The organism is Ruegeria sp. AE3 (assembly GCF_056542225.1).
Genome location: NZ_JBQFZL010000001.1, coordinates 437,339 through 455,121, shown reverse-complemented (window position 1 = coordinate 455,121; position 17,783 = coordinate 437,339). Strand labels below are relative to the sequence as shown.

At 59.2% G+C, this 17,783-nt stretch carries 19 protein-coding genes; 11 read left to right on the top strand and 8 right to left on the bottom strand.

What is annotated here, in order from left to right; all coding sequences use genetic code 11:
- The first annotated feature begins 16 nt into the window (after positions 1–16).
- Entirely contained in the window at positions 17–1,837 is a 1,821-nt protein-coding gene (locus tag ACR0NZ_RS02265) for a M3 family oligoendopeptidase (protein WP_480516662.1), read from the top strand.
- 139 nt (positions 1,838–1,976) lie between these two features.
- Here ACR0NZ_RS02265 and ACR0NZ_RS02260 read toward each other — a convergent pair whose 3' ends face one another.
- A complete protein-coding gene (locus tag ACR0NZ_RS02260; RefSeq protein WP_480516660.1) occupies positions 1,977–2,672 on the bottom strand; it encodes a hypothetical protein in 696 nt (231 codons plus the stop codon).
- 418 nt (positions 2,673–3,090) lie between these two features.
- On the opposite strand from ACR0NZ_RS02260, the gene ctaD reads away from it, so the two are divergent.
- The 3 genes from ctaD (at position 3,091) to ACR0NZ_RS02245 (ending at position 6,007) form a co-directional block, all read left to right on the top strand.
- Complete coding sequence (gene ctaD / locus ACR0NZ_RS02255) at positions 3,091–4,749, top strand: cytochrome c oxidase subunit I (protein WP_267366169.1); 1,659 nt, start codon at positions 3,091–3,093, stop codon at positions 4,747–4,749.
- A 122-nt stretch (positions 4,750–4,871) separates the two neighbouring features.
- A complete protein-coding gene (locus ACR0NZ_RS02250) occupies positions 4,872–5,471 on the top strand; it encodes a DsbA family protein (RefSeq protein WP_480516658.1) in 600 nt (199 codons plus the stop codon).
- A gap of 44 nt (positions 5,472–5,515) precedes the next feature.
- Entirely contained in the window at positions 5,516–6,007 is a 492-nt protein-coding gene (locus ACR0NZ_RS02245) for a DUF2244 domain-containing protein (RefSeq protein WP_209504230.1), read from the top strand.
- 21 nt (positions 6,008–6,028) lie between these two features.
- Here the strand turns inward: ACR0NZ_RS02245 and ACR0NZ_RS02240 are convergent, their stop codons facing one another.
- Complete coding sequence (locus ACR0NZ_RS02240; RefSeq protein WP_267366166.1) at positions 6,029–6,514, bottom strand: GatB/YqeY domain-containing protein; 486 nt, start codon at positions 6,512–6,514, stop codon at positions 6,029–6,031.
- A 183-nt stretch (positions 6,515–6,697) separates the two neighbouring features.
- Here ACR0NZ_RS02240 and carA point away from each other — a divergent pair, with 183 nt between their 5' ends.
- Together carA and ACR0NZ_RS02230 are read left to right on the top strand one after the other, a co-directional pair.
- On the top strand, positions 6,698–7,864 hold the full coding sequence (gene carA, locus ACR0NZ_RS02235) for a glutamine-hydrolyzing carbamoyl-phosphate synthase small subunit (RefSeq protein WP_480516656.1): 1,167 nt from the start codon (positions 6,698–6,700) through the stop codon (positions 7,862–7,864).
- 81 nt (positions 7,865–7,945) lie between these two features.
- Positions 7,946–9,823, top strand: a complete 1,878-nt coding sequence (locus ACR0NZ_RS02230; protein WP_480516654.1) for a glycosyltransferase — start codon at positions 7,946–7,948, stop codon at positions 9,821–9,823.
- A gap of 3 nt (positions 9,824–9,826) precedes the next feature.
- Here the strand turns inward: ACR0NZ_RS02230 and ACR0NZ_RS02225 are convergent, their stop codons facing one another.
- Positions 9,827–10,474, bottom strand: a complete 648-nt coding sequence (locus ACR0NZ_RS02225; protein WP_267363400.1) for a GntR family transcriptional regulator — start codon at positions 10,472–10,474, stop codon at positions 9,827–9,829.
- A gap of 100 nt (positions 10,475–10,574) precedes the next feature.
- Here ACR0NZ_RS02225 and ACR0NZ_RS02220 point away from each other — a divergent pair, with 100 nt between their 5' ends.
- The 3 genes from ACR0NZ_RS02220 to ACR0NZ_RS02210 all read left to right on the top strand — a co-directional run bounded on the left by ACR0NZ_RS02220 (position 10,575) and on the right by ACR0NZ_RS02210 (position 12,826).
- A complete protein-coding gene (locus ACR0NZ_RS02220; protein ID WP_480476564.1) occupies positions 10,575–11,219 on the top strand; it encodes a pyrimidine 5'-nucleotidase in 645 nt (214 codons plus the stop codon).
- An 87-nt stretch (positions 11,220–11,306) separates the two neighbouring features.
- Positions 11,307–11,555, top strand: coding sequence for a hypothetical protein (locus tag ACR0NZ_RS02215; protein WP_480516652.1), 249 nt, complete (start codon positions 11,307–11,309; stop codon positions 11,553–11,555).
- Between the two features lie 74 nt (positions 11,556–11,629).
- Positions 11,630–12,826, top strand: coding sequence for a UbiH/UbiF family hydroxylase (locus ACR0NZ_RS02210; protein ID WP_480516650.1), 1,197 nt, complete (start codon positions 11,630–11,632; stop codon positions 12,824–12,826).
- A gap of 12 nt (positions 12,827–12,838) precedes the next feature.
- Here the strand turns inward: ACR0NZ_RS02210 and ACR0NZ_RS02205 are convergent, their stop codons facing one another.
- Complete coding sequence (locus tag ACR0NZ_RS02205) at positions 12,839–13,966, bottom strand: aminotransferase class V-fold PLP-dependent enzyme (RefSeq protein ID WP_480516648.1); 1,128 nt, start codon at positions 13,964–13,966, stop codon at positions 12,839–12,841.
- A gap of 230 nt (positions 13,967–14,196) precedes the next feature.
- On the opposite strand from ACR0NZ_RS02205, the gene ACR0NZ_RS02200 reads away from it, so the two are divergent.
- On the top strand, positions 14,197–14,898 hold the full coding sequence (locus ACR0NZ_RS02200) for a GntR family transcriptional regulator (protein WP_480493423.1): 702 nt from the start codon (positions 14,197–14,199) through the stop codon (positions 14,896–14,898).
- Positions 14,899–14,904: 6 nt separating this feature from the next.
- Here ACR0NZ_RS02200 and ACR0NZ_RS02195 read toward each other — a convergent pair whose 3' ends face one another.
- Both ACR0NZ_RS02195 and ACR0NZ_RS02190 read right to left on the bottom strand, forming a co-directional pair.
- Positions 14,905–15,363: an Lrp/AsnC family transcriptional regulator gene (locus ACR0NZ_RS02195; RefSeq protein WP_480516646.1), complete on the bottom strand. Its 459-nt coding sequence runs from the start codon at positions 15,361–15,363 to the stop codon at positions 14,905–14,907.
- Positions 15,360–15,815 (bottom strand): Lrp/AsnC family transcriptional regulator, encoded by a 456-nt coding sequence (locus tag ACR0NZ_RS02190; protein ID WP_480476554.1) that lies wholly within the window; start codon positions 15,813–15,815, stop codon positions 15,360–15,362. The genes ACR0NZ_RS02195 and ACR0NZ_RS02190 overlap by 4 nt, the downstream gene beginning before the upstream one ends.
- A gap of 131 nt (positions 15,816–15,946) precedes the next feature.
- Here ACR0NZ_RS02190 and ilvC point away from each other — a divergent pair, with 131 nt between their 5' ends.
- Entirely contained in the window at positions 15,947–16,969 is a 1,023-nt protein-coding gene (gene ilvC, locus ACR0NZ_RS02185; RefSeq protein WP_480476552.1) for a ketol-acid reductoisomerase, read from the top strand.
- Positions 16,970–17,021: 52 nt separating this feature from the next.
- Here ilvC and ACR0NZ_RS02180 read toward each other — a convergent pair whose 3' ends face one another.
- Positions 17,022–17,471, bottom strand: coding sequence for an SRPBCC domain-containing protein (locus ACR0NZ_RS02180; RefSeq protein ID WP_480516644.1), 450 nt, complete (start codon positions 17,469–17,471; stop codon positions 17,022–17,024).
- Positions 17,468–17,767 carry an ArsR/SmtB family transcription factor gene (locus ACR0NZ_RS02175; RefSeq protein ID WP_480516642.1) on the bottom strand — a complete coding sequence of 100 codons (300 nt, stop codon included), beginning with the start codon at positions 17,765–17,767 and terminating at the stop codon, positions 17,468–17,470. Before ACR0NZ_RS02175 ends, ACR0NZ_RS02180 begins: the two co-directional genes overlap by 4 nt.
- Between the last annotated feature and the right edge of the window lie 16 nt (positions 17,768–17,783).

The window sequence follows — 17,783 nt, the reverse complement described above, 5'->3', positions numbered from 1 at the left end:
CTACTAAAGGTGATCCATGCGCGACCTTCCCTTCCCTGTCCGTGACGCGAACGCAATCGGTGGTTCCGGCAATCTGGGCAATCTTCCGGAATGGGATCTGAGCGATCTCTATACCTCGGAAGGCGCACCCGAATTAGCGCGCGATCTGGATTGGCTGGAAGGCGAATGTGCCGCATTTGCTGCCGATTACGAAGGCAAGCTGGCCGATCTGGAGGCCGCAGACCTGCTGACCTGTGTGCATCGCAACGAAAAGATCAACGCCATCGCCGGGCGTGTCATGTCCTTTGCAGGTCTGCGCTACTACCAACTGACCACAGACGCAGAGCGCGCCAAATTCCTGTCGGATATGCAGGAAAAGATCACGATCTTCACCACTCCGCTTGTGTTCTTCACGCTCGAGATCAACCGGATCGAAGACGATGTTCTGAAAGCTCATTTTGCGGCCAACACGGATCTCGCCCGCTACGAACCTGTGTTCCGTCGCATCCGTGCAATGAAGCCCTACCAACTGTCTGACGAGCTGGAAAAATTCCTTCATGATCTGGGGGTTATCGGCGACGCGTGGGAACGTCTGTTCGACGAAACGATTGCCGGACTGGCATTTCATGTCGACGGTGAAGAACTGAACATCGAAGGCACCCTGAATCTGCTGACGGAACAGGACCGCGCGAAACGTGAGGCCGCGGCGCGTGAACTGGCATCGGTTTTTCAGGACAACATCAAAACCTTCGCCCGCGTTCACAACACGCAGGCCAAAGAGAAAGAAATCGTTGATCGCTGGCGCAAGATGCCGACCGCTCAGACCGGGCGTCACCTGTCGAACGATGTCGAGCCAGAAGTGGTCGAGGCCCTGCGTGAGGCGGTCGTGGCCGCCTACCCCAAACTCAGCCATCGCTATTATGAGCTGAAGCGCAAGTGGCTTGGACTGGACGTCATGCAGGTCTGGGACCGCAACGCGCCCCTGCCCATGGAAGACACGCGTATCGTGAATTGGGAAGAGGCCCAAAAGACGGTGATGAACGCGTATGATGCCTTTGATCCCCGCATGGGCGAAATCGCGGCGCCTTTCTTCTCAAAAGGATGGATCGACGCGGCGGTGAAACCGGGCAAAGCGCCGGGGGCCTTCGCCCATCCGACAGTTACGGATGTCCACCCCTATGTGATGCTCAACTATCTGGGCAAGCCGCGCGATGTGATGACGCTTGCTCATGAACTGGGTCACGGCGTCCATCAGGTGCTGGCCGCAGGCCAGGGCGAGATGCTGTCATCCACCCCGCTGACGCTGGCGGAAACCGCCTCGGTCTTTGGTGAGATGCTGACCTTCCGCAAGATGCTGGAACAGGCCGAAACCCCGGAACAGCGCAAGGTTCTGCTGGCTGGCAAAGTCGAAGATATGATCAACACGGTGGTCCGACAAATCGCCTTCTACGACTTTGAATGCAAGCTGCACGCTGCCCGACGTGAGGGCGAGCTGACCCCGGATGACATCAACGCCCTTTGGATGAGTGTACAGGCCGAAAGCCTTGGCCCCGCATTTGAATTCATGGACGGGTACGAGACCTTCTGGGCTTACATTCCGCACTTCGTTCACTCGCCCTTTTACGTCTATGCCTATGCCTTCGGCGACGGCCTCGTGAATGCGCTTTATTCCGTTTACGAAAGCGGCGCGGATGGGTTCGAGGACAAGTATTTCGACATGCTGCGCGCTGGTGGTTCAATGCACCACAAGGAATTGCTGGCCCCGTTCGGCCTGGACGCCAGCGATCCCAAGTTCTGGGACAAAGGCCTGTCGATGATCTCAGGCTTCATTGACGAGCTGGAGGCGATGGAGGGCTGAGACGCCCTCGACAGAGGGTGGCGACATCTGCCTTGCTGAAATAACCTGCCATGCCTGGCAATGTCACGCCCAAGGGGCTCCTGAATGCCCGCTAAGCGGGACAAAGCTGACTTTCAGGTTTTCCTGTCGCCGTTAAAACCTATTCTGGTACAACCTCGATCAAATAGCGCACGTTTTGAAGAGTATTTTGACCGCCGTCCCATTTTGAAACAGCCAAAATCGACAAATCGTAGATGCCGACCGGAAGAGGTTTAAGCATGAAGCAATAGCCATCAGTTGCGGATGGATAATAACTCGGCGGATTGTACTCACTGGGAATTCGGGCAAGAATATCAAAGCAATCTGACGATCCAACAAGATGCAATGCAGGATTTGGAAATGGCGTCCCGTTTAGTTTAACTTCGATAACGTCACTCGAAACTGGCTCAAAATCTACCCACGCCTTAGCCTCGTCACAACTCTGTTCAACACCGGGAGGCGTCCAACCGATGTTGTTAATGACTGTAAAGAAAAGGCTTCTCCCAAAAGGTACCTGACACTTCCGTTCAATGAGTTCGCCGGATTCGGCATCGGCAAGAAACCAGACGCCTCCTGATTGCATAGCAGCACAATGTATTCCGGTGGAATCAAGTCTCGGGTTCTGTATCTTCGGGATACTATAAAACCACTGCCACCAACGGTTTGCCAAATCTGGCATATCGGCTTCATCTGGTTTTACAAAATAGTCCAGAGGATCGAAGCCTTCTTTCGAAGTAGCGGGTAAAGCTATCAGAAGAATAAAGCAGGAAATTGCTACCCTTATTGATACCCCGGCTCTCACACCTTTTACGCCCATTTTTGCTCCAAGCGAAACCAGTCTATGTGTGTGCATCTATAGACTATCGAGTGTTCCTCGCAACTTGGAAAACCCTCAGGTTCAGATTGTTACTTTGGCCTCAACACCCCCTTCCCTGTCCTCGGTTCGGGGGATTAGGCCGACGGCAAGGGTTCACGCCTACCGGGTCGGCTTTGAGAGCCCGTCCCGTTTGAGGACAACCTGAACACAGGTACCAGATCCGCTGTATCGCCACCCCCCGAAACGCTCAGATCCGGGCCTCTTGATCGTTCCTTTTCAAGGGGGGTGCGGCCATTTATCTTGATCCAGATCAAACTCGGCCATTGAAGGTCGCCCCTACGCATTCTAAAACCAGCAGGAATCCCGCGCGTTGGAGAGGTCCGGCTGCGCGGTGTAGTTGCAACAGGAGGCACCTATAATGGCAGACGCAGCCATTCATGGTCACGACCATGAAGACCAGCGCAGCTTTTTCCAGCGCTGGTTCATGTCGACCAACCACAAGGACATCGGGATTCTGTACCTGATCGTTTCGGCTCTGGCCGGTCTGATCTCGGTTCTGATGACCGTTTACATGCGGCTCGAGCTGATGCACCCCGGTGTTCAGTACATGTGCCTTGAAGGCTTCATGGCCGACCCGTGTACGCCCAACGGGCATCTGTGGAACGTGATGATCACCTATCACGGTGTTCTGATGATGTTCTTTGTTGTCATCCCTGCCCTGTTCGGCGGATTTGGCAACTATTTCATGCCGTTGCAGATCGGCGCGCCGGATATGGCGTTCCCGCGGATGAACAACCTGTCCTTCTGGCTTTATGTTGCCGGTACCTCGTTGGGTGTGGCCTCGCTGCTGAGCCCCGGTGGGAACGATCAGATGGGTTCGGGCGTGGGCTGGGTTCTGTACCCGCCGCTGTCCACGACCGAGGGCGGCATGTCCATGGACCTTGCGATCTTTGCCGTACACGTATCGGGCGCCTCCTCGATCCTCGGCGCGATCAACATGATCACCACCTTCCTGAACATGCGTGCCCCCGGCATGACCCTGTTCAAGGTGCCGCTGTTCAGCTGGTCGATCTTCGTCACCTCGTGGCTGATTCTGCTGTCGCTGCCGGTTCTGGCGGGCGCAATCACCATGTTGCTGATGGACCGCAACTTTGGCTTTACCTTCTTTGATCCGGCCGGTGGCGGCGATCCGATCCTGTATCAGCACATCCTGTGGTTCTTTGGCCACCCGGAAGTGTATATCGTGATCCTGCCCGGTTTCGGCATCATCAGCCATGTCATCGCGACCTTCTCGCGCAAGCCGATCTTTGGCTATCTGCCGATGGTCTGGGCGATTATCGCGATCGGTGTTCTGGGCTTTGTCGTGTGGGCGCACCACATGTACACCGTCGGCATGTCGCTGCGTCAGCAGGCCTATTTCATGCTGGCCACGATGGTCATCGCGGTTCCGACGGGCGTTAAGGTCTTCTCGTGGATCGCGACCATGTGGGGCGGTTCCATCGAGTTCAAGACACCGATGCTGTTTGCCTTCGGCTTCCTGTTCCTGTTCACCGTTGGCGGTGTGACCGGTGTGGTTCTGTCGCAGGCTGGCGTGGACCGTGCCTATCACGACACCTACTATGTGGTTGCGCATTTCCACTATGTGATGAGCTTGGGTGCCGTCTTTGCGATCTTTGCGGGGATGTATTTCTACTTCGCGAAAATGACCGGTCGCCAATATTCCGAGTTCTGGGGCAAGGTTCACTTCTGGATGTTCTTCATCGGCGCCAACCTGACCTTCTTCCCGCAGCACTTCCTGGGTCGTCAGGGCATGCCGCGCCGCTACATCGACTATCCCGAGGCGTTCGCGCAGTGGAACTATGTTTCGTCGATTGGTGCGTTCATCTCGTTCGCTTCGTTCCTGCTGTTCTTCGGCATCGTGATCTACGCCCTGCTGCGTGGCGCACGCGAGACCCGGCCCAACTACTGGAACGAGTATGCGGATACGCTGGAATGGACCCTGCCCACGCCGCCGCCCGAGCACACGTTCGAGCAGCTGCCCAAGCAGGAAGACTGGGACAAGGGCCACGCGCACTGATCTCGATCTGATCCAAAGAAACCCCGCCCAGGTGGCGGGGTTTTTCTTTGCCCTCACCTCGCGTTCGCCAAGTGCCCCGAAATCAGCTATGATGTGCGGACGGAACAGTCGGAGGGTCGGCAATGCCCGAGATCGACTTTTGGTATTCCATTGGCAGCACGTACAGCTTCCTGACCGTGATGCGTCTGGACGAATGGTGCGCCCAGCATGACGCCACGGTGAACTGGCGCCCGTTCAACGTGCGTACGGTGATGTCGGCCCAGCAGAATATTCCTTTTGCCGGAAAGCCTGTGAAATCGGCTTATATGTGGCGCGACATCGAACGCCGCTGTGCCAAGTACCACATCCACGCCAACCTGCCCGCGCCCTATCCGATTTCCAATCTGCCGCTGGCCAATCAGGTTGCGGTGCTTGGAATGATGGACGGCTGGGGCGTGACGTTCACCCAGACGCTATATCGCATCTGGTTCGAAGAAGGGGTGGAAGCCGGTAGCGAAAGTGCACTGTCCGAGGCGCTTTTGCGGTGTCAGCAGGACCCCCGACTGACCCTGGCGCGCGCGCAAGGCGACGACATCGTCGCGGCCCTTGAGGCCGAGACGGAAACCGCCGTCAAACTGGGTGTTTTCGGCGCCCCCAGCTTTGTTGTCCGGCAAGAGGTGTTCTGGGGTGACGATCGTCTGGATGACGCCCTATCCTGGTCTCGGGTCGGCCACGTCGTCTGATCAAAACCCGTCGACATGAGGCCGCGCTGCGCTATGTTCGCGGTATGCCCTACACGTGGAATCAGACCTCGGAAACCGAACAGGAACTGCGGCTTTGGCCGCATAACTCGCTGCCTCCGCGAGGGGCGATGATCACGATATTGTCGGTGTTCCTGTTTGGCCTGATCCCATTGCTGGCCACGCTTGGTTCCGTGATCCTGTGGGGGCTGCTGCCGTTTCTGCTGATCACTGTGCTGGGGCTGTGGCTGGCCATCAAGACCAACTACCGCGCCCGCAGTGTTTTCGAGGTTCTGACCCTGTCGGGCACACATGCGCGGCTGGTGCACCACACCCCCGGCAAAGAGCAGCACGAATGGTCTTGCAACCGCTATTGGGCGCGACCGGCGATGCACGAGAAAGGCGGCCCGGTGCCGCATTATGTCACCCTTGTGGGAGACGGGCGCGAGGTCGAAATCGGGGCGTTTCTGTCCGAAGATGAGCGGATCACGCTTTATGACGAGCTTGTTCTAAGACTGCGCGAGCCGGTCGCGCAGTAGCAATTCACAGGGCCCAGTGCCTCAGCAATCGCCGTTTGAGGCTGCGCACAGGTGATCCTTGACCATCGGGCCGACCTTGCCGAAATCCATCCGGCCGGTATAGCGCGTCTTCAACTCGCCCATCACCTTGCCCATATCGCGGATCGAACCCGCGCCGGTTGCCGTGATGGCGGTTTGAATGGCCTTGCTGACCTCATCGTCATCCAGCTGTTTGGGCAGAAACTCCTCGATCACCTCGACTTCGCGAATCTCGCGTTCGGCCAGATCCAGGCGACCGCCCTCTTCGTAGGCGCGTGCGCTTTCCTTGCGCTGCTTGGTCATTTTTCCAAGGATTTCAAGAACCTCTGCGTCGCTGCATCCCTTTGCTTCTTCATTGTCGGACGCACGTGCCGCGATGTCGCGGTCTTTGATGGCGGCGTTGATCAACCGCAGCGTCGACAGACGCTCGGCTGCTTTGTCTTTCATTGCTTGCTTCAGGGCGGCATTCACCCGTGATCGCATGTCCATTTGGTTTGTCCATCCCCATGACAAAGGAACCCCGACCATATCGAAACAAAAAGCCTGACACAACCGGGGGTGAATACAGCTAACTATTTGAAAAACAACAATAGCAAAAAAATTGAACAGACTTGACCCAGACGCGCAACCCCCTTAGGTATGCGCCGATTTACCCTACAGGAGAGTCGCGCCATGGCCCCGAATGCCCCGTCCAAGCCCACCGCATGTCTGGCTTTGGCCGATGGAACCCTGTTTTACGGCGCAGGCTTCGGTGCGACCGGGCAAACTGTGGCCGAGCTGTGCTTTAACACGGCGATGACCGGATATCAGGAGATCATGACCGACCCGTCTTATGCCGGGCAGATCGTGACCTTTACATTCCCTCATATCGGCAATGTCGGTGTGAACCCCGAGGATGACGAAACCGGTGATCCGGTCGCGGCAGGCATGGTTGTGAAATGGGATCCGACCGAGCCATCAAACTGGCGCTCGACCGAGGAACTCAAGGGCTGGCTGGCGCGCCGGGGGCGCATCGCCATCGGTGGTGTCGATACCCGCCGCCTGACCCGTGCCATCCGGCAGCAGGGCGCCCCGCATGTGGCGCTGGCCCATGATCCCGAGGGAAACTTCGACATTGGGGCGCTGGTCGCTGCCGCGCGCGGCTTCGCCGGGCTGGAGGGTATGGACCTGGCCATGGATGTCACCTGCGCACAAAGCTATCGCTGGGATGAGATGCGGTGGGCCTGGCCGGATGGGTACCAGCGTCAGAAGGCCCCCGCCCACAAGGTTGTTGCCATTGACTATGGCGCCAAGCGCAACATCCTGCGCTGCCTCGCATCTGCTGGATGTGACGTTACCGTTCTGCCCGCGACTGCGACCGCAGCCGACGTGCTGGCACATCAGCCTGACGGTGTGTTCCTGTCGAACGGTCCCGGCGATCCGGCAGCAACAGGCGAATACGCTGTTCCAATGATCAAAGAGATTCTGGAGACGACAGACCTGCCTGTGTTCGGCATCTGCCTTGGACACCAGATGCTGGCGCTGGCGCTGGGTGGTCAGACGGTCAAGATGAACCACGGCCACCATGGCGCGAACCACCCGGTCAAGGATCTGGACACCGGCAGGGTCGAGATCACCTCGATGAACCACGGTTTTGCCGTCGATGCGCAATCCCTGCCCGATGGCGTCGTGGAAACTCACCGGTCGCTGTTTGACGGCTCGAACTGCGGTATCCGCATGGCTGACCGGCCGGTCTATTCGGTGCAGTACCACCCCGAGGCATCGCCCGGACCGCAGGACAGTTTCTATCTGTTCGAGCGCTTCGCCGAGGCGATGGAAAAGAAGAAAATACAGGCATAACTGCTTGTCTGTGCAGTGTTAACCGGGCGTTAACCTTGATCGAACAACCCTGAGCGCAGGTAACTGCGCCAGGGTTTTGTTATGGCTGAGCTTGATCTTCTGGATTTCACGTCCGCCGCACCGATCCCTGCGCCCGGGTATCGGAAACCACTGGGCACCTGCCTGCTGGAAACCGGAGCCATCACCCGATCCCAGCTGGACCATGCGCTGAGCCAGCAAACCAGACAGAACGCTCCGCTGGGAGAGATACTGGTCGGCGAAGGCTATGCCACCCGGCAGGACGTGTTGAGCGCGCTGTCCGCGCAATCCGGCTGGCAGATTGCGGATCTTGAACAGATCCCGCCGATGCTGGAACTGAGCGGGCTGATGCCGGTCGACTTCTGGCTGCAACACAATGTCATCCCCTGGATGCGGATTGGCCCCCTTGTTCTGGTGGCCACGGCCCGGCCCGACCGGTTCGCAACCGTGACCGCCGAAATGCGCGAATGCGATTATGCCGTGATCCCGGTGCTGGCGGCATCCGATCAGATCGACCGCACGATCGCGCGGCAATTCTCGGGGTCTTTGGCCAGATCGGCGGAAACGCGAGTTGATCCCGCGCAAAGCTGCCGCAACTGGACCCTTAGGTCGCGCGTAGGGCCGTCGGTGGCCCTGTTGTGTGTGCTGGGGCTGTTTGCCTTGTTCCCGGCGTTTGGCCTGCTGGCGATGCTGGGCATGGCTGTGGGAACTCTGGTGCTTTTTGCCGTCTTTCGGACGGCTGGCACGCTGGCTTATCTTTGGCATCGTCTGAGAACGCAGCCGGACCACACCGAAGCTGCCATCACATTGCGGCAGCCCTGCGTGTCGATCATGGTGCCATTGTACAAGGAGCGCGAGATTGCAAACGCTCTGGTGCACAGGCTACAGCGGCTGACCTATCCCAAGGCGTTGCTGGATGTCATCCTTGTGCTTGAGGAAAAGGATGACGTGACGCGCAATGCCCTTGCGCAGATGAGCCTGCCCAGTTGGATGCGCATCGTCGAGGTGCCCGAGCTGAACGGGCTGACCACCAAGCCGCGCGCCATGAATTACGCGCTGGATTTCTGCCGGGGCGACTTCGTCGGCGTCTGGGACGCGGAAGACGCCCCACAACCGGATCAGATTGAGCGTGTGGTGGCGCATTTCACCCAGGCCGCGCCGGATGTTGTGTGCCTGCAAGGGGTTCTGGATTACTACAACCCGCGCAGCAACTGGCGGTCTCGCTGCTTTACCATCGAATACAACAGCTGGTTCCGCGTGATCCTGCCGGGGATCGCCCGCATGCGGCTGGTGGTGCCGCTTGGGGGCACCACGTTCTTTTTCCGTCGCGACAAACTGTTGGAACTGGGCGGCTGGGATGCCCACAATGTCACCGAGGACGCTGATCTGGGCGTAAGGCTGTGCCGGGCCGGGTACCGGACCGAAATGGTGGATACCACAACATATGAGGAGGCGAATTTCCGGGCCTGGCCCTGGGTCAAACAGCGCTCGCGCTGGCTCAAGGGGTTCATGGTCACGTATCTGGTGCATATGCGCAGCCCGCGAAAACTGTGGCGTGACCTTGGTGCCGTTAAATTTCTGGGCCTTCAGGCGTTCTTTTTGGGCACGTTGGGGCAATTTCTGCTGGCACCCATTCTCTGGGTATTCTGGCTGTCAAGCCTGGGGTTGGCCAATCCGATGGGGCCTATTCTGCCGCATTCCATCTCAACCGCGCTTATCGGGCTGTTTCTGGTGGCAGAGGGACTGAGTATCGTTGTTGGCCTGATCGCCGTATCCGCGCGTGAGCGGCGGTTTCTTTTGCCTTGGGTTCCGACGATGTTTCTGTATTTCCCGCTAGGCGTGATTGCCGGTTACAAGGCGTTGTGGGAATTGGCGACCAACCCGTTTTTCTGGGACAAGACCCAGCACGGACAGGCCAGCGAAGACGAGCCGCTGACCTGATAATCACTTGTCGCGGCGACTTGCGTCCTGTTTCAGGCGCGTCATGAACGCGATCGAGATATGATCCTTGAGCGCCCGCCCCGCCGCCTCTTCATCGCGCGCGGCAATGGCTTCGACGATGCCTTTATGTTCGCTCTGGGCAATCTCTCCGCGCCCCTGCACGGCCAGCGACGTGGTCGCCATCAAGGCCATAGTCCGGTGCACCAGATCAAGCTGCTGGACAAGGTAGCGGTTGTGCGAGGCCAGATGGATCTGTTCGTGAAAGCGCCGGTTGGCACGTGACAGCGCCATCGGATCGCCCACCAGCTTGTCATCTTCGAGAACCATGTCCTGAAGAACCCTGATCTCTTCTTCGGTGGCGTGTTTGGCAGCCAGCCGCGCGGCGAGCCCTTCCAGTTCGCGGCGCACGATATAAAGCTCGGCCATCTGGTTGTGGTCCAGCGACGCCACGATCAGTGACCGACCGTCCCGTTCCAGCAGAGACTGGGTTTCCAGGCGTTGCAACGCTTCGCGGATCGGGGTGCGCGACACCCCGAACCGTTCTGCCAGCTCGCTTTCCACCAGACGATCGCCGGGCTTGTAGACGCCGACATCAATGGCTTCGAGTATCAGGCTATAGGCATCCTTGGTGGGGGATCGGGTCTGGCTCATGGGGTATTCTGTCTCCTCGTTCGGACATGTCTATCCGTCTCTGGGGGCAGCAATCAAGTACGGCATTGAAATCACCCGGCCCGCGCCCTAAACCCAAGCCATGGTCAAACCGTCCTTCAGTCATGTCACGCAATGGGTGTTCGATCTGGACAACACCCTGTATCCGCCGCATATGCAGCTGTTCGATCAGATCGAAGTTCTGATGACGGATTATGTGGTGCAAGCCATCGGCGTGGACCGGGCCGAGGCCGACAGGCTGCGCGGGCAATACTGGCGCCAATACGGCACCACGCTGGCCGGGTTGATGGCCGAACATGATCTGGACCCCGAGCCCTATCTGCACGCGGTGCATCAGGTGGACATGAGCCATATGGACCCGGATGCAGAGCTGGCCGATCACATTCGCGCCCTGCCCGGACGGCGCATCGTCTACACCAATGGCAGCGCGCCCTACGCCGAGCGGGTCTTGCAGGCGCGCGGGCTTTCGGGGCTGTTTGATGCAATCTATGGCGTCGAACATGCCGGGTATCGGCCCAAGCCCGAGAAAGCCGCCTTTGAAGCCATCTTTGCACAGGATGGCATTCAGGCTGACAAGGCCGCGATGTTCGAGGACGACCCGCGTAATCTGGCCGCCCCGCATGAGATGGGAATGCGCACGGTTCATGTCGCCCCGGACCCGCATGAGGCCGATCACATCCACCATCACACGGACGATCTGACCGCATTTCTGGCCCGCCTGCGGTAGCCTGTCACACTGCGACGATCCGTACGTTCTGCACCCGCATGCGCAGCCCTATATGCGCTGGAGCGACGAACAGAACGGAGAAGCCCCATGAGCGCGATCGATATGCCCGGACGCCTGCCGGTTTGGCAGCGCCTTTTCTTTGCAGTTCCGGTTTTCGGGTGGCTGGCCCGCGACGCCGCCAACGCCAAGGCGGAGGACTTGTATTACACCGTCGGCGCGGTCCTCAGCATGTGGGGCTGTTCCGCCATGGTGTTCGGCCTTCCCGGCCTTTACATCCCTGCCCTGATGATGGTGCCGGTGATGTTCCTGGTCCTGATCCTGATCTCACGCGGCTGAGATACGGGACAGGATGTCACTTGGCGCAGGGGGCGGAACCGAACTAGGGTCTGCCCGAACTGATGAGAGGCGCCATGACTGACAGTTGTGACATCCTGATTTCCGGCGGTGGAATCGCCGGTCTGACCGCAGCGGCGGCGTTTGGAACCGCCGGGTTTGACGTGGTGTGCGTAGATCCCGCGCCACCGATCACCGAACGGGATGTGGACGGGTCCGACCTGCGCACCACCGCCTTTCTGCAACCTGCGCGCGGCCTGCTGGAGCAATGCGGCCTGTGGGCACGGCTGGATACGCATGCGGCGCCGCTGCAGATCATGCGTATTGTCGATGCTGGCGGGGACGTGCCCGAACCCCGCATCATACGCGATTTCAACGCCGCTGACATTTCCGAGCAACCGTTTGGCTGGAACCTGCCCAACTGGCTGTTGCGCCGGGAAATGGTCGCGCGGCTGGCAGAGCTGCCGAATGTCGATTTCCGCCCCGGCACCGGCACCGTCAGCCTGTTCACCCGCACTGCCGAAGCCCGCGTTGGCCTGAGCGACGGCAGCCGCATCCGCTGCAAGCTGGTGCTGGCCGCAGATGGGCGCAACTCTCCCATGCGCGCGGCCGCCGGTATCAACGTGCATACAACGCGGTATGGGCAGAAAGCGCTGGCGTTCGCGGTGACGCATCCCGTACCGCACGAGAATGTCTCGACCGAGATACACAGGTCTGGCGGGCCGTTCACATTGGTTCCGCTGCCCGATTGGCAGGGGCAGCCCTCGTCCGCCATTGTCTGGATGGAACGCGGGCCAAATGCCGTTGACCTTTTGACCCTTGATGCCGAAGCGTTTGAGACTGCGATGACAGAACGGTCCTGTGGCCTGTTTGGCCCCTTGAAGCTGGCGTCGCGCCGGACCATCTGGCCGATCATCAGCCAGTCCGCGGAACGGCTGGCGGGTGAGCGCATTGCCCTGATGGCCGAGGCCGCGCATGTGGTGCCGCCGATCGGCGCGCAGGGGCTGAACATGTCATTGGGCGATCTGCGCTGCCTGCTGGATCTGGCGCAATCCCAGCCCGAAGGTCTGGGCGACGCGCAGATGCTGGACGCATATCACAAGGCGCGCCACACCGAGATCGAGATGCGGGTCAAAGGGATCGACCTGCTGAACCGCGCCTCGATGATCGAGGCGCGCCCGCTGCGGGATGCGCGCGCAATGGGGCTGAGCGCGCTGTATTCCCTGCCGCCTGTGCGCAAGACGCTGATGCAGATGGGCCTTGGCGTTCGCTAAGGCCCGGCCTGTTTACAGAACCTGATCCAGCACGCGTTTCAGGCGCGCGATGGTGGCGTCTACATCATAAAGCTTGTCCAATCCGAACAGGCCCAGACGGAAGGTGCTGAAGCCTTCGGGTTCGTCACATTGCAGCGGCACCCCGGCGGCAATCTGCATCCCCAGAGCGGCAAATTTCTTGCCGTTCTGGATTTCGGGGTCCGAGGTGTAGCTGACCACAACGCCGGGTGCGCCGAAACCGTCAGCCGCCACCGAGACAATGCCATACTCCTTCAACATCGCCCGCACGCCGTCGCCCAATGCCCATTGCGCCTTGCGCAGCTTTTCGAACCCGTATCCCCTGGTTTCTGCCATGGTGTCGCGGAAAGCCAGCAGCGCATCGGTGGGCATCGTGGCGTGATAGGCGTGACCGCCATTTTCATAGGCCTGCATGATCTGGCGCCACTTTTTCAGGTCGATGGCGAAACTGTCCGAGCTTGTCTGTTCCAGATGCGCTTCGCCCCGTTCGGACAGCATGACCAGACCGGCACAAGGCGATGCGCTCCAGCCCTTTTGCGGGGCCGAGATCAGGACGTCGACGCCGGTGGCTTTCATATCCACCCAGGCACACCCGGATGCGATGCAATCCAGTACCATCAACGCACCCACCTCATGCGCCGCGCTGGCCAGGGCGGTCACATAGTCATCCGGCAGGATGACACCTGCCGCCGTTTCAACATGCGGTGCGAACACAACACCGGGTTTCTGTTCGCGAATCGTTGCGACGACCTCGTCAATCGGTGCGGGCGCAAAGGGGGACGGGCTGGTATTGCCGGTCTCGCGCGCCTTCATCACGGTGGTCGAGCTGGTCAGGGCGCCGCTTTCGATGATCTGGCTCCAGCGGTATGAAAACCACCCGTTCCGAACCACAAGGACTTCCGCCCCGCGCGCGAATTGCCGGGCGACCGCTTCCATCGCATAGGTGCCACCGCCCGGAATGACGGCCACCCCGTCTGCCTTGTACACCTCTTTCAGCATGGCCGAGATGTCGCGCATTACCCCCTGAAACTTTTGGGACATATGGTTCAGCGAGCGATCGGTGAATACGACCGAGAATTCTTCGAGCCCGTTCGGGTCAACGTTTTTCAGCAAGGCAGGCATATGGCGTCCTTTCAATATCGTCAGTGCAGTCTTGGTCTCTTTACCTTGGCCAGTAAAGCCATTTCGCGACAAATAGTGACGCCACGGAATGCGGGTAAAATCGGCCTGTTTGGTGCTGTAGGACGCTGGGAACACAAGAAAATGACGCCAACCAGTGTCACTTCCCCTTTACACTTCTGCTTGCTTCTGAACAGATGCGCACACTTTTTACTTGAAGGGATATTTTTCCTGTGACGATTCATAAGCGTATTAACTTCCAGTCCGTTCGAGATGAAGTAAAACGACGTATTGAAAGCCGCGTGTGGCCTCAGGGATCTTTGCTGCCGACCGAAACGCAACTGGCGGAAGAATTCAATTGCGCCCGCGCGACGGTGAACCGCGCCCTCAGGGAACTGGCCGATCAGGGTTTCATCGAACGCAAGCGCAAAAGCGGTACGCGGGTCAAGAAAGAACCCAGCAAACACGCCAAGCTGGAATTCTCGCTGGCGCGACAGATGGTCGAAAGCCAGAATGCCGCCTATCGCTATGCGCTGGTGGAACGGACTGTCGAGGCCTGCCCCCGCTGGCTGTCCTCTCAGCTTGATGTCCCCGCCGAGACGCGGGTTCTGCATGTCGTCTGTATGCATTACGCGGACAACCGCCCGTTCCAGCTTGAAGAGCGCTGGATCAATATCGGAACCGTCCCCGATGTGGAAAAGGCCGACCTGACCCAGCAAGGACCGCATGAGTGGCTGTTGAATGCCGCTCCGTTCAACGATGCCGAGGTTGCGTTCTGCGCGATTTCCGCTGATGCAAGGCTGGCGGAATTCATGGGAACCACGGCGGGCGCGCCGATGATCCAGATGGAGCGCACCACATGGAAAGAAGACAAACCGATTACATTTGCCCGCCTGACCCATCATCCCGGATATTACATCCGCACCAGATACTAAGGCAGGTCACCCAATCGGTCCCGGCAGCCGTTCCTCGCTCAGCAGAACATTCGCCTCGACATCGCCTGCGCCGGGCAGCGTCATGATCCGGCGCCGCAACACGCGTTCGAAATCGGACAGGTCCCGCGCCACGACGCGCAAACGGTAGTCGTACAGACCCAGAACATGCTCGACAGTCTGAACTTCAGGGATGGCGCTGACGGCGCGTTCGAAATCCTCAAGGCTGATCTGGCCCTTTCGCGCCAGCTTGACCCCCAGAAACACGGTCACGCCAAAGCCGAGCGCCTCGGCATTCAGGCGCAACCTTCGGCCCTTGATGATCCCGGCGTCCTCCAACCTGCGGATACGCCGCCAGGTGGCGGGTTGAGACAGATTTAACCTTCGACCCAGGGCACCTGCGCTTTGGGTGGCGTCCTGTTGCAGCGCACGCAGCAGACGGCGGTCAATCTCGTCCAACTCGATCATACCGGCAACACCTCGTCCCGCTTGACCCGCGCGATATGCATCAGCGCTTCGATATCGGCGATATGCGGCAGGGTCAGGATCCGGTCCCGATAAAGCTGCTGATAGTGCTTCATATCCCGCGCTATGACCGACAGGCGGACATCCACCCGGCCCAGAAAGGTCTGGATTTCGATCACCTCGGCCACGTTGCGGGCCTCTTCCATAAACTCGTCAAAGGCGCGGGCCTGTGTCTTGTCCAAGGTGATCCGAAGCGACACTTCGACAGCATAGCCCATTGCGGCCCAGTCGATCACCGCCTCCTGCCCTTCGATGATCCCGGCCGCCTGCATCTTTTCCAGCCTGCGCCAACAGACGCCAGCGCTGATCCGGCACAGATCGGCAAGTTCCGCGGTGGTCAGGCTGGGGTTGGCCTGAAAATGGCGCAAAATGCGCCGGTCGATATCGTCAAGCATGATTTTTTCGGTATTTTCCGTTTCCAAGAATTATTCTTCATCTTTTTCACAAATACTCAAGCCCAACCCTATCGCCAATCGGACGCCCGGCAGGTAGAACCGCCCCAACCAAACCAGAAAGGACCGGCAAAATGCGCGTCTATTACGATCGCGATTGCGACATCAACCTGATCAAAGACAAGAAAGTGGCTATCCTGGGCTATGGCAGCCAGGGTCACGCCCACGCGCTGAACCTGCGCGACTCGGGTGCCAAGAACCTGGTCATCGCCCTGCGCGAAGGCTCGCCCTCGGCCAAGAAAGCCGAAGCAGAAGGTCTGGAAGTGATGGGCATTGCCGAAGCGGCTGCCTGGTGCGACGTCATCATGTTCACCATGCCCGACGAATTGCAGGCCGAAACCTACAAGAAATACGTTCATGACAACATCAAGCCGGGCGCGGCCATCGCCTTTGCCCACGGCCTGAACGTCCATTTCGGCCTGATCGAGCCGAAGGACGGCGTTGACGTCATCATGATGGCCCCCAAAGGCCCCGGTCACACCGTGCGTGGCGAATACACCAAAGGCGGCGGCGTGCCCTGCCTGGTCGCGGTTCACAACGATGCAACCGGCAAGGCGCTGGAAATCGGCCTGTCCTACTGCTCGGCCATCGGTGGCGGCCGTTCGGGCATCATCGAGACCAACTTCCGCGAAGAATGTGAAACCGACCTGTTCGGCGAACAGGCCGTTCTGTGCGGTGGTCTGGTCGAACTGATCCGCTGCGGCTTTGAAACTCTGGTCGAGGCCGGTTACGCACCCGAGATGGCCTATTTCGAATGTCTGCACGAAGTGAAGCTGATCGTTGACCTGATCTATGAAGGCGGCATTGCCAACATGGATTACTCGATCTCGAACACGGCTGAGTATGGCCAGTATGTCACCGGTCCGCGCATCCTGAAATACGACGAGACCAAAGCCCGCATGAAAGCGGTTCTGGACGACATCCAGCAGGGCAAATTCGTCCGTGACTTCATGCTGGAAAACGCCGTTGGCCAGCCGACCATCAAAGCGTCGCGCCGCGCCAATGACGAGCATATGATCGAAGAGACCGGCGCCAAGCTGCGCGGCATGATGCCGTGGATCTCGGCCGGCAAGATGGTCGACAAAGAAAAGAACTAAGTCTGACCGATGTCAGGCAAAGGGCGGCCCAAGCGGTCGCCCTTTTTCAGTTTCAGACCGCTTTGGCAAAGCATGCGCCCAGCACGAAATCCCATCCCGTATCGTAGCCGCCGCGCTTTTCGGGCGCTTCCCCTGCCCAGACGTCCCAGCCGGAATGCGTCAGGGTGACTTTGGCCTGCCCCGAACCGTAATCCTCAAAACGCACATCGACGCGCGTAGGAGACCCGCTGTTGGTGCCCGGATGCCAGGTGAATGCCACGGATTGGCCGGGATCAATTGCCAGCACCTGACCCCAGTCGGCACGGGTTCCGTCGAACATGACCTCATAGACCGCGCCTCCGATCCGGGGTTCAATAACCACGTCCCTTGCCGGTTGTCCCTGCGATGCGGACACCGCGTGGCTGTCCAGCGGCCACCATGTCCCGATGCGGTTGACGAAGATGTCGAACGCACGCGCAGCAGAGGCACTTACGACAATTGTTTTGACAATCGGGTCTGTCATGGCCTCTCTCCTGCTCTGGTCACCTCATCTGCAAAGCTGTTCATCACGTCGCTCCAGTACCGGTCGAGCCATCTGCGCAGCTCTGCCAACCCCTCGGGGCGCACCGCATAGATCCGGCGCGTCCCTTTCGCGTGGCATGTCACCAGCCCAGCATCAGACAGCACCTTGAGATGTTGTGAGACGGCCGGTCGGCTTACCGGCAGCTTTGACGCAAGTTCGCCCACTGCCTGAGGCTGGCTGGCAACGGCTTCGAACACCTGCCTGCGGGTCGCATCGCCCAAAGCTGAAAATGTCATATCGTAAGTCATTGCT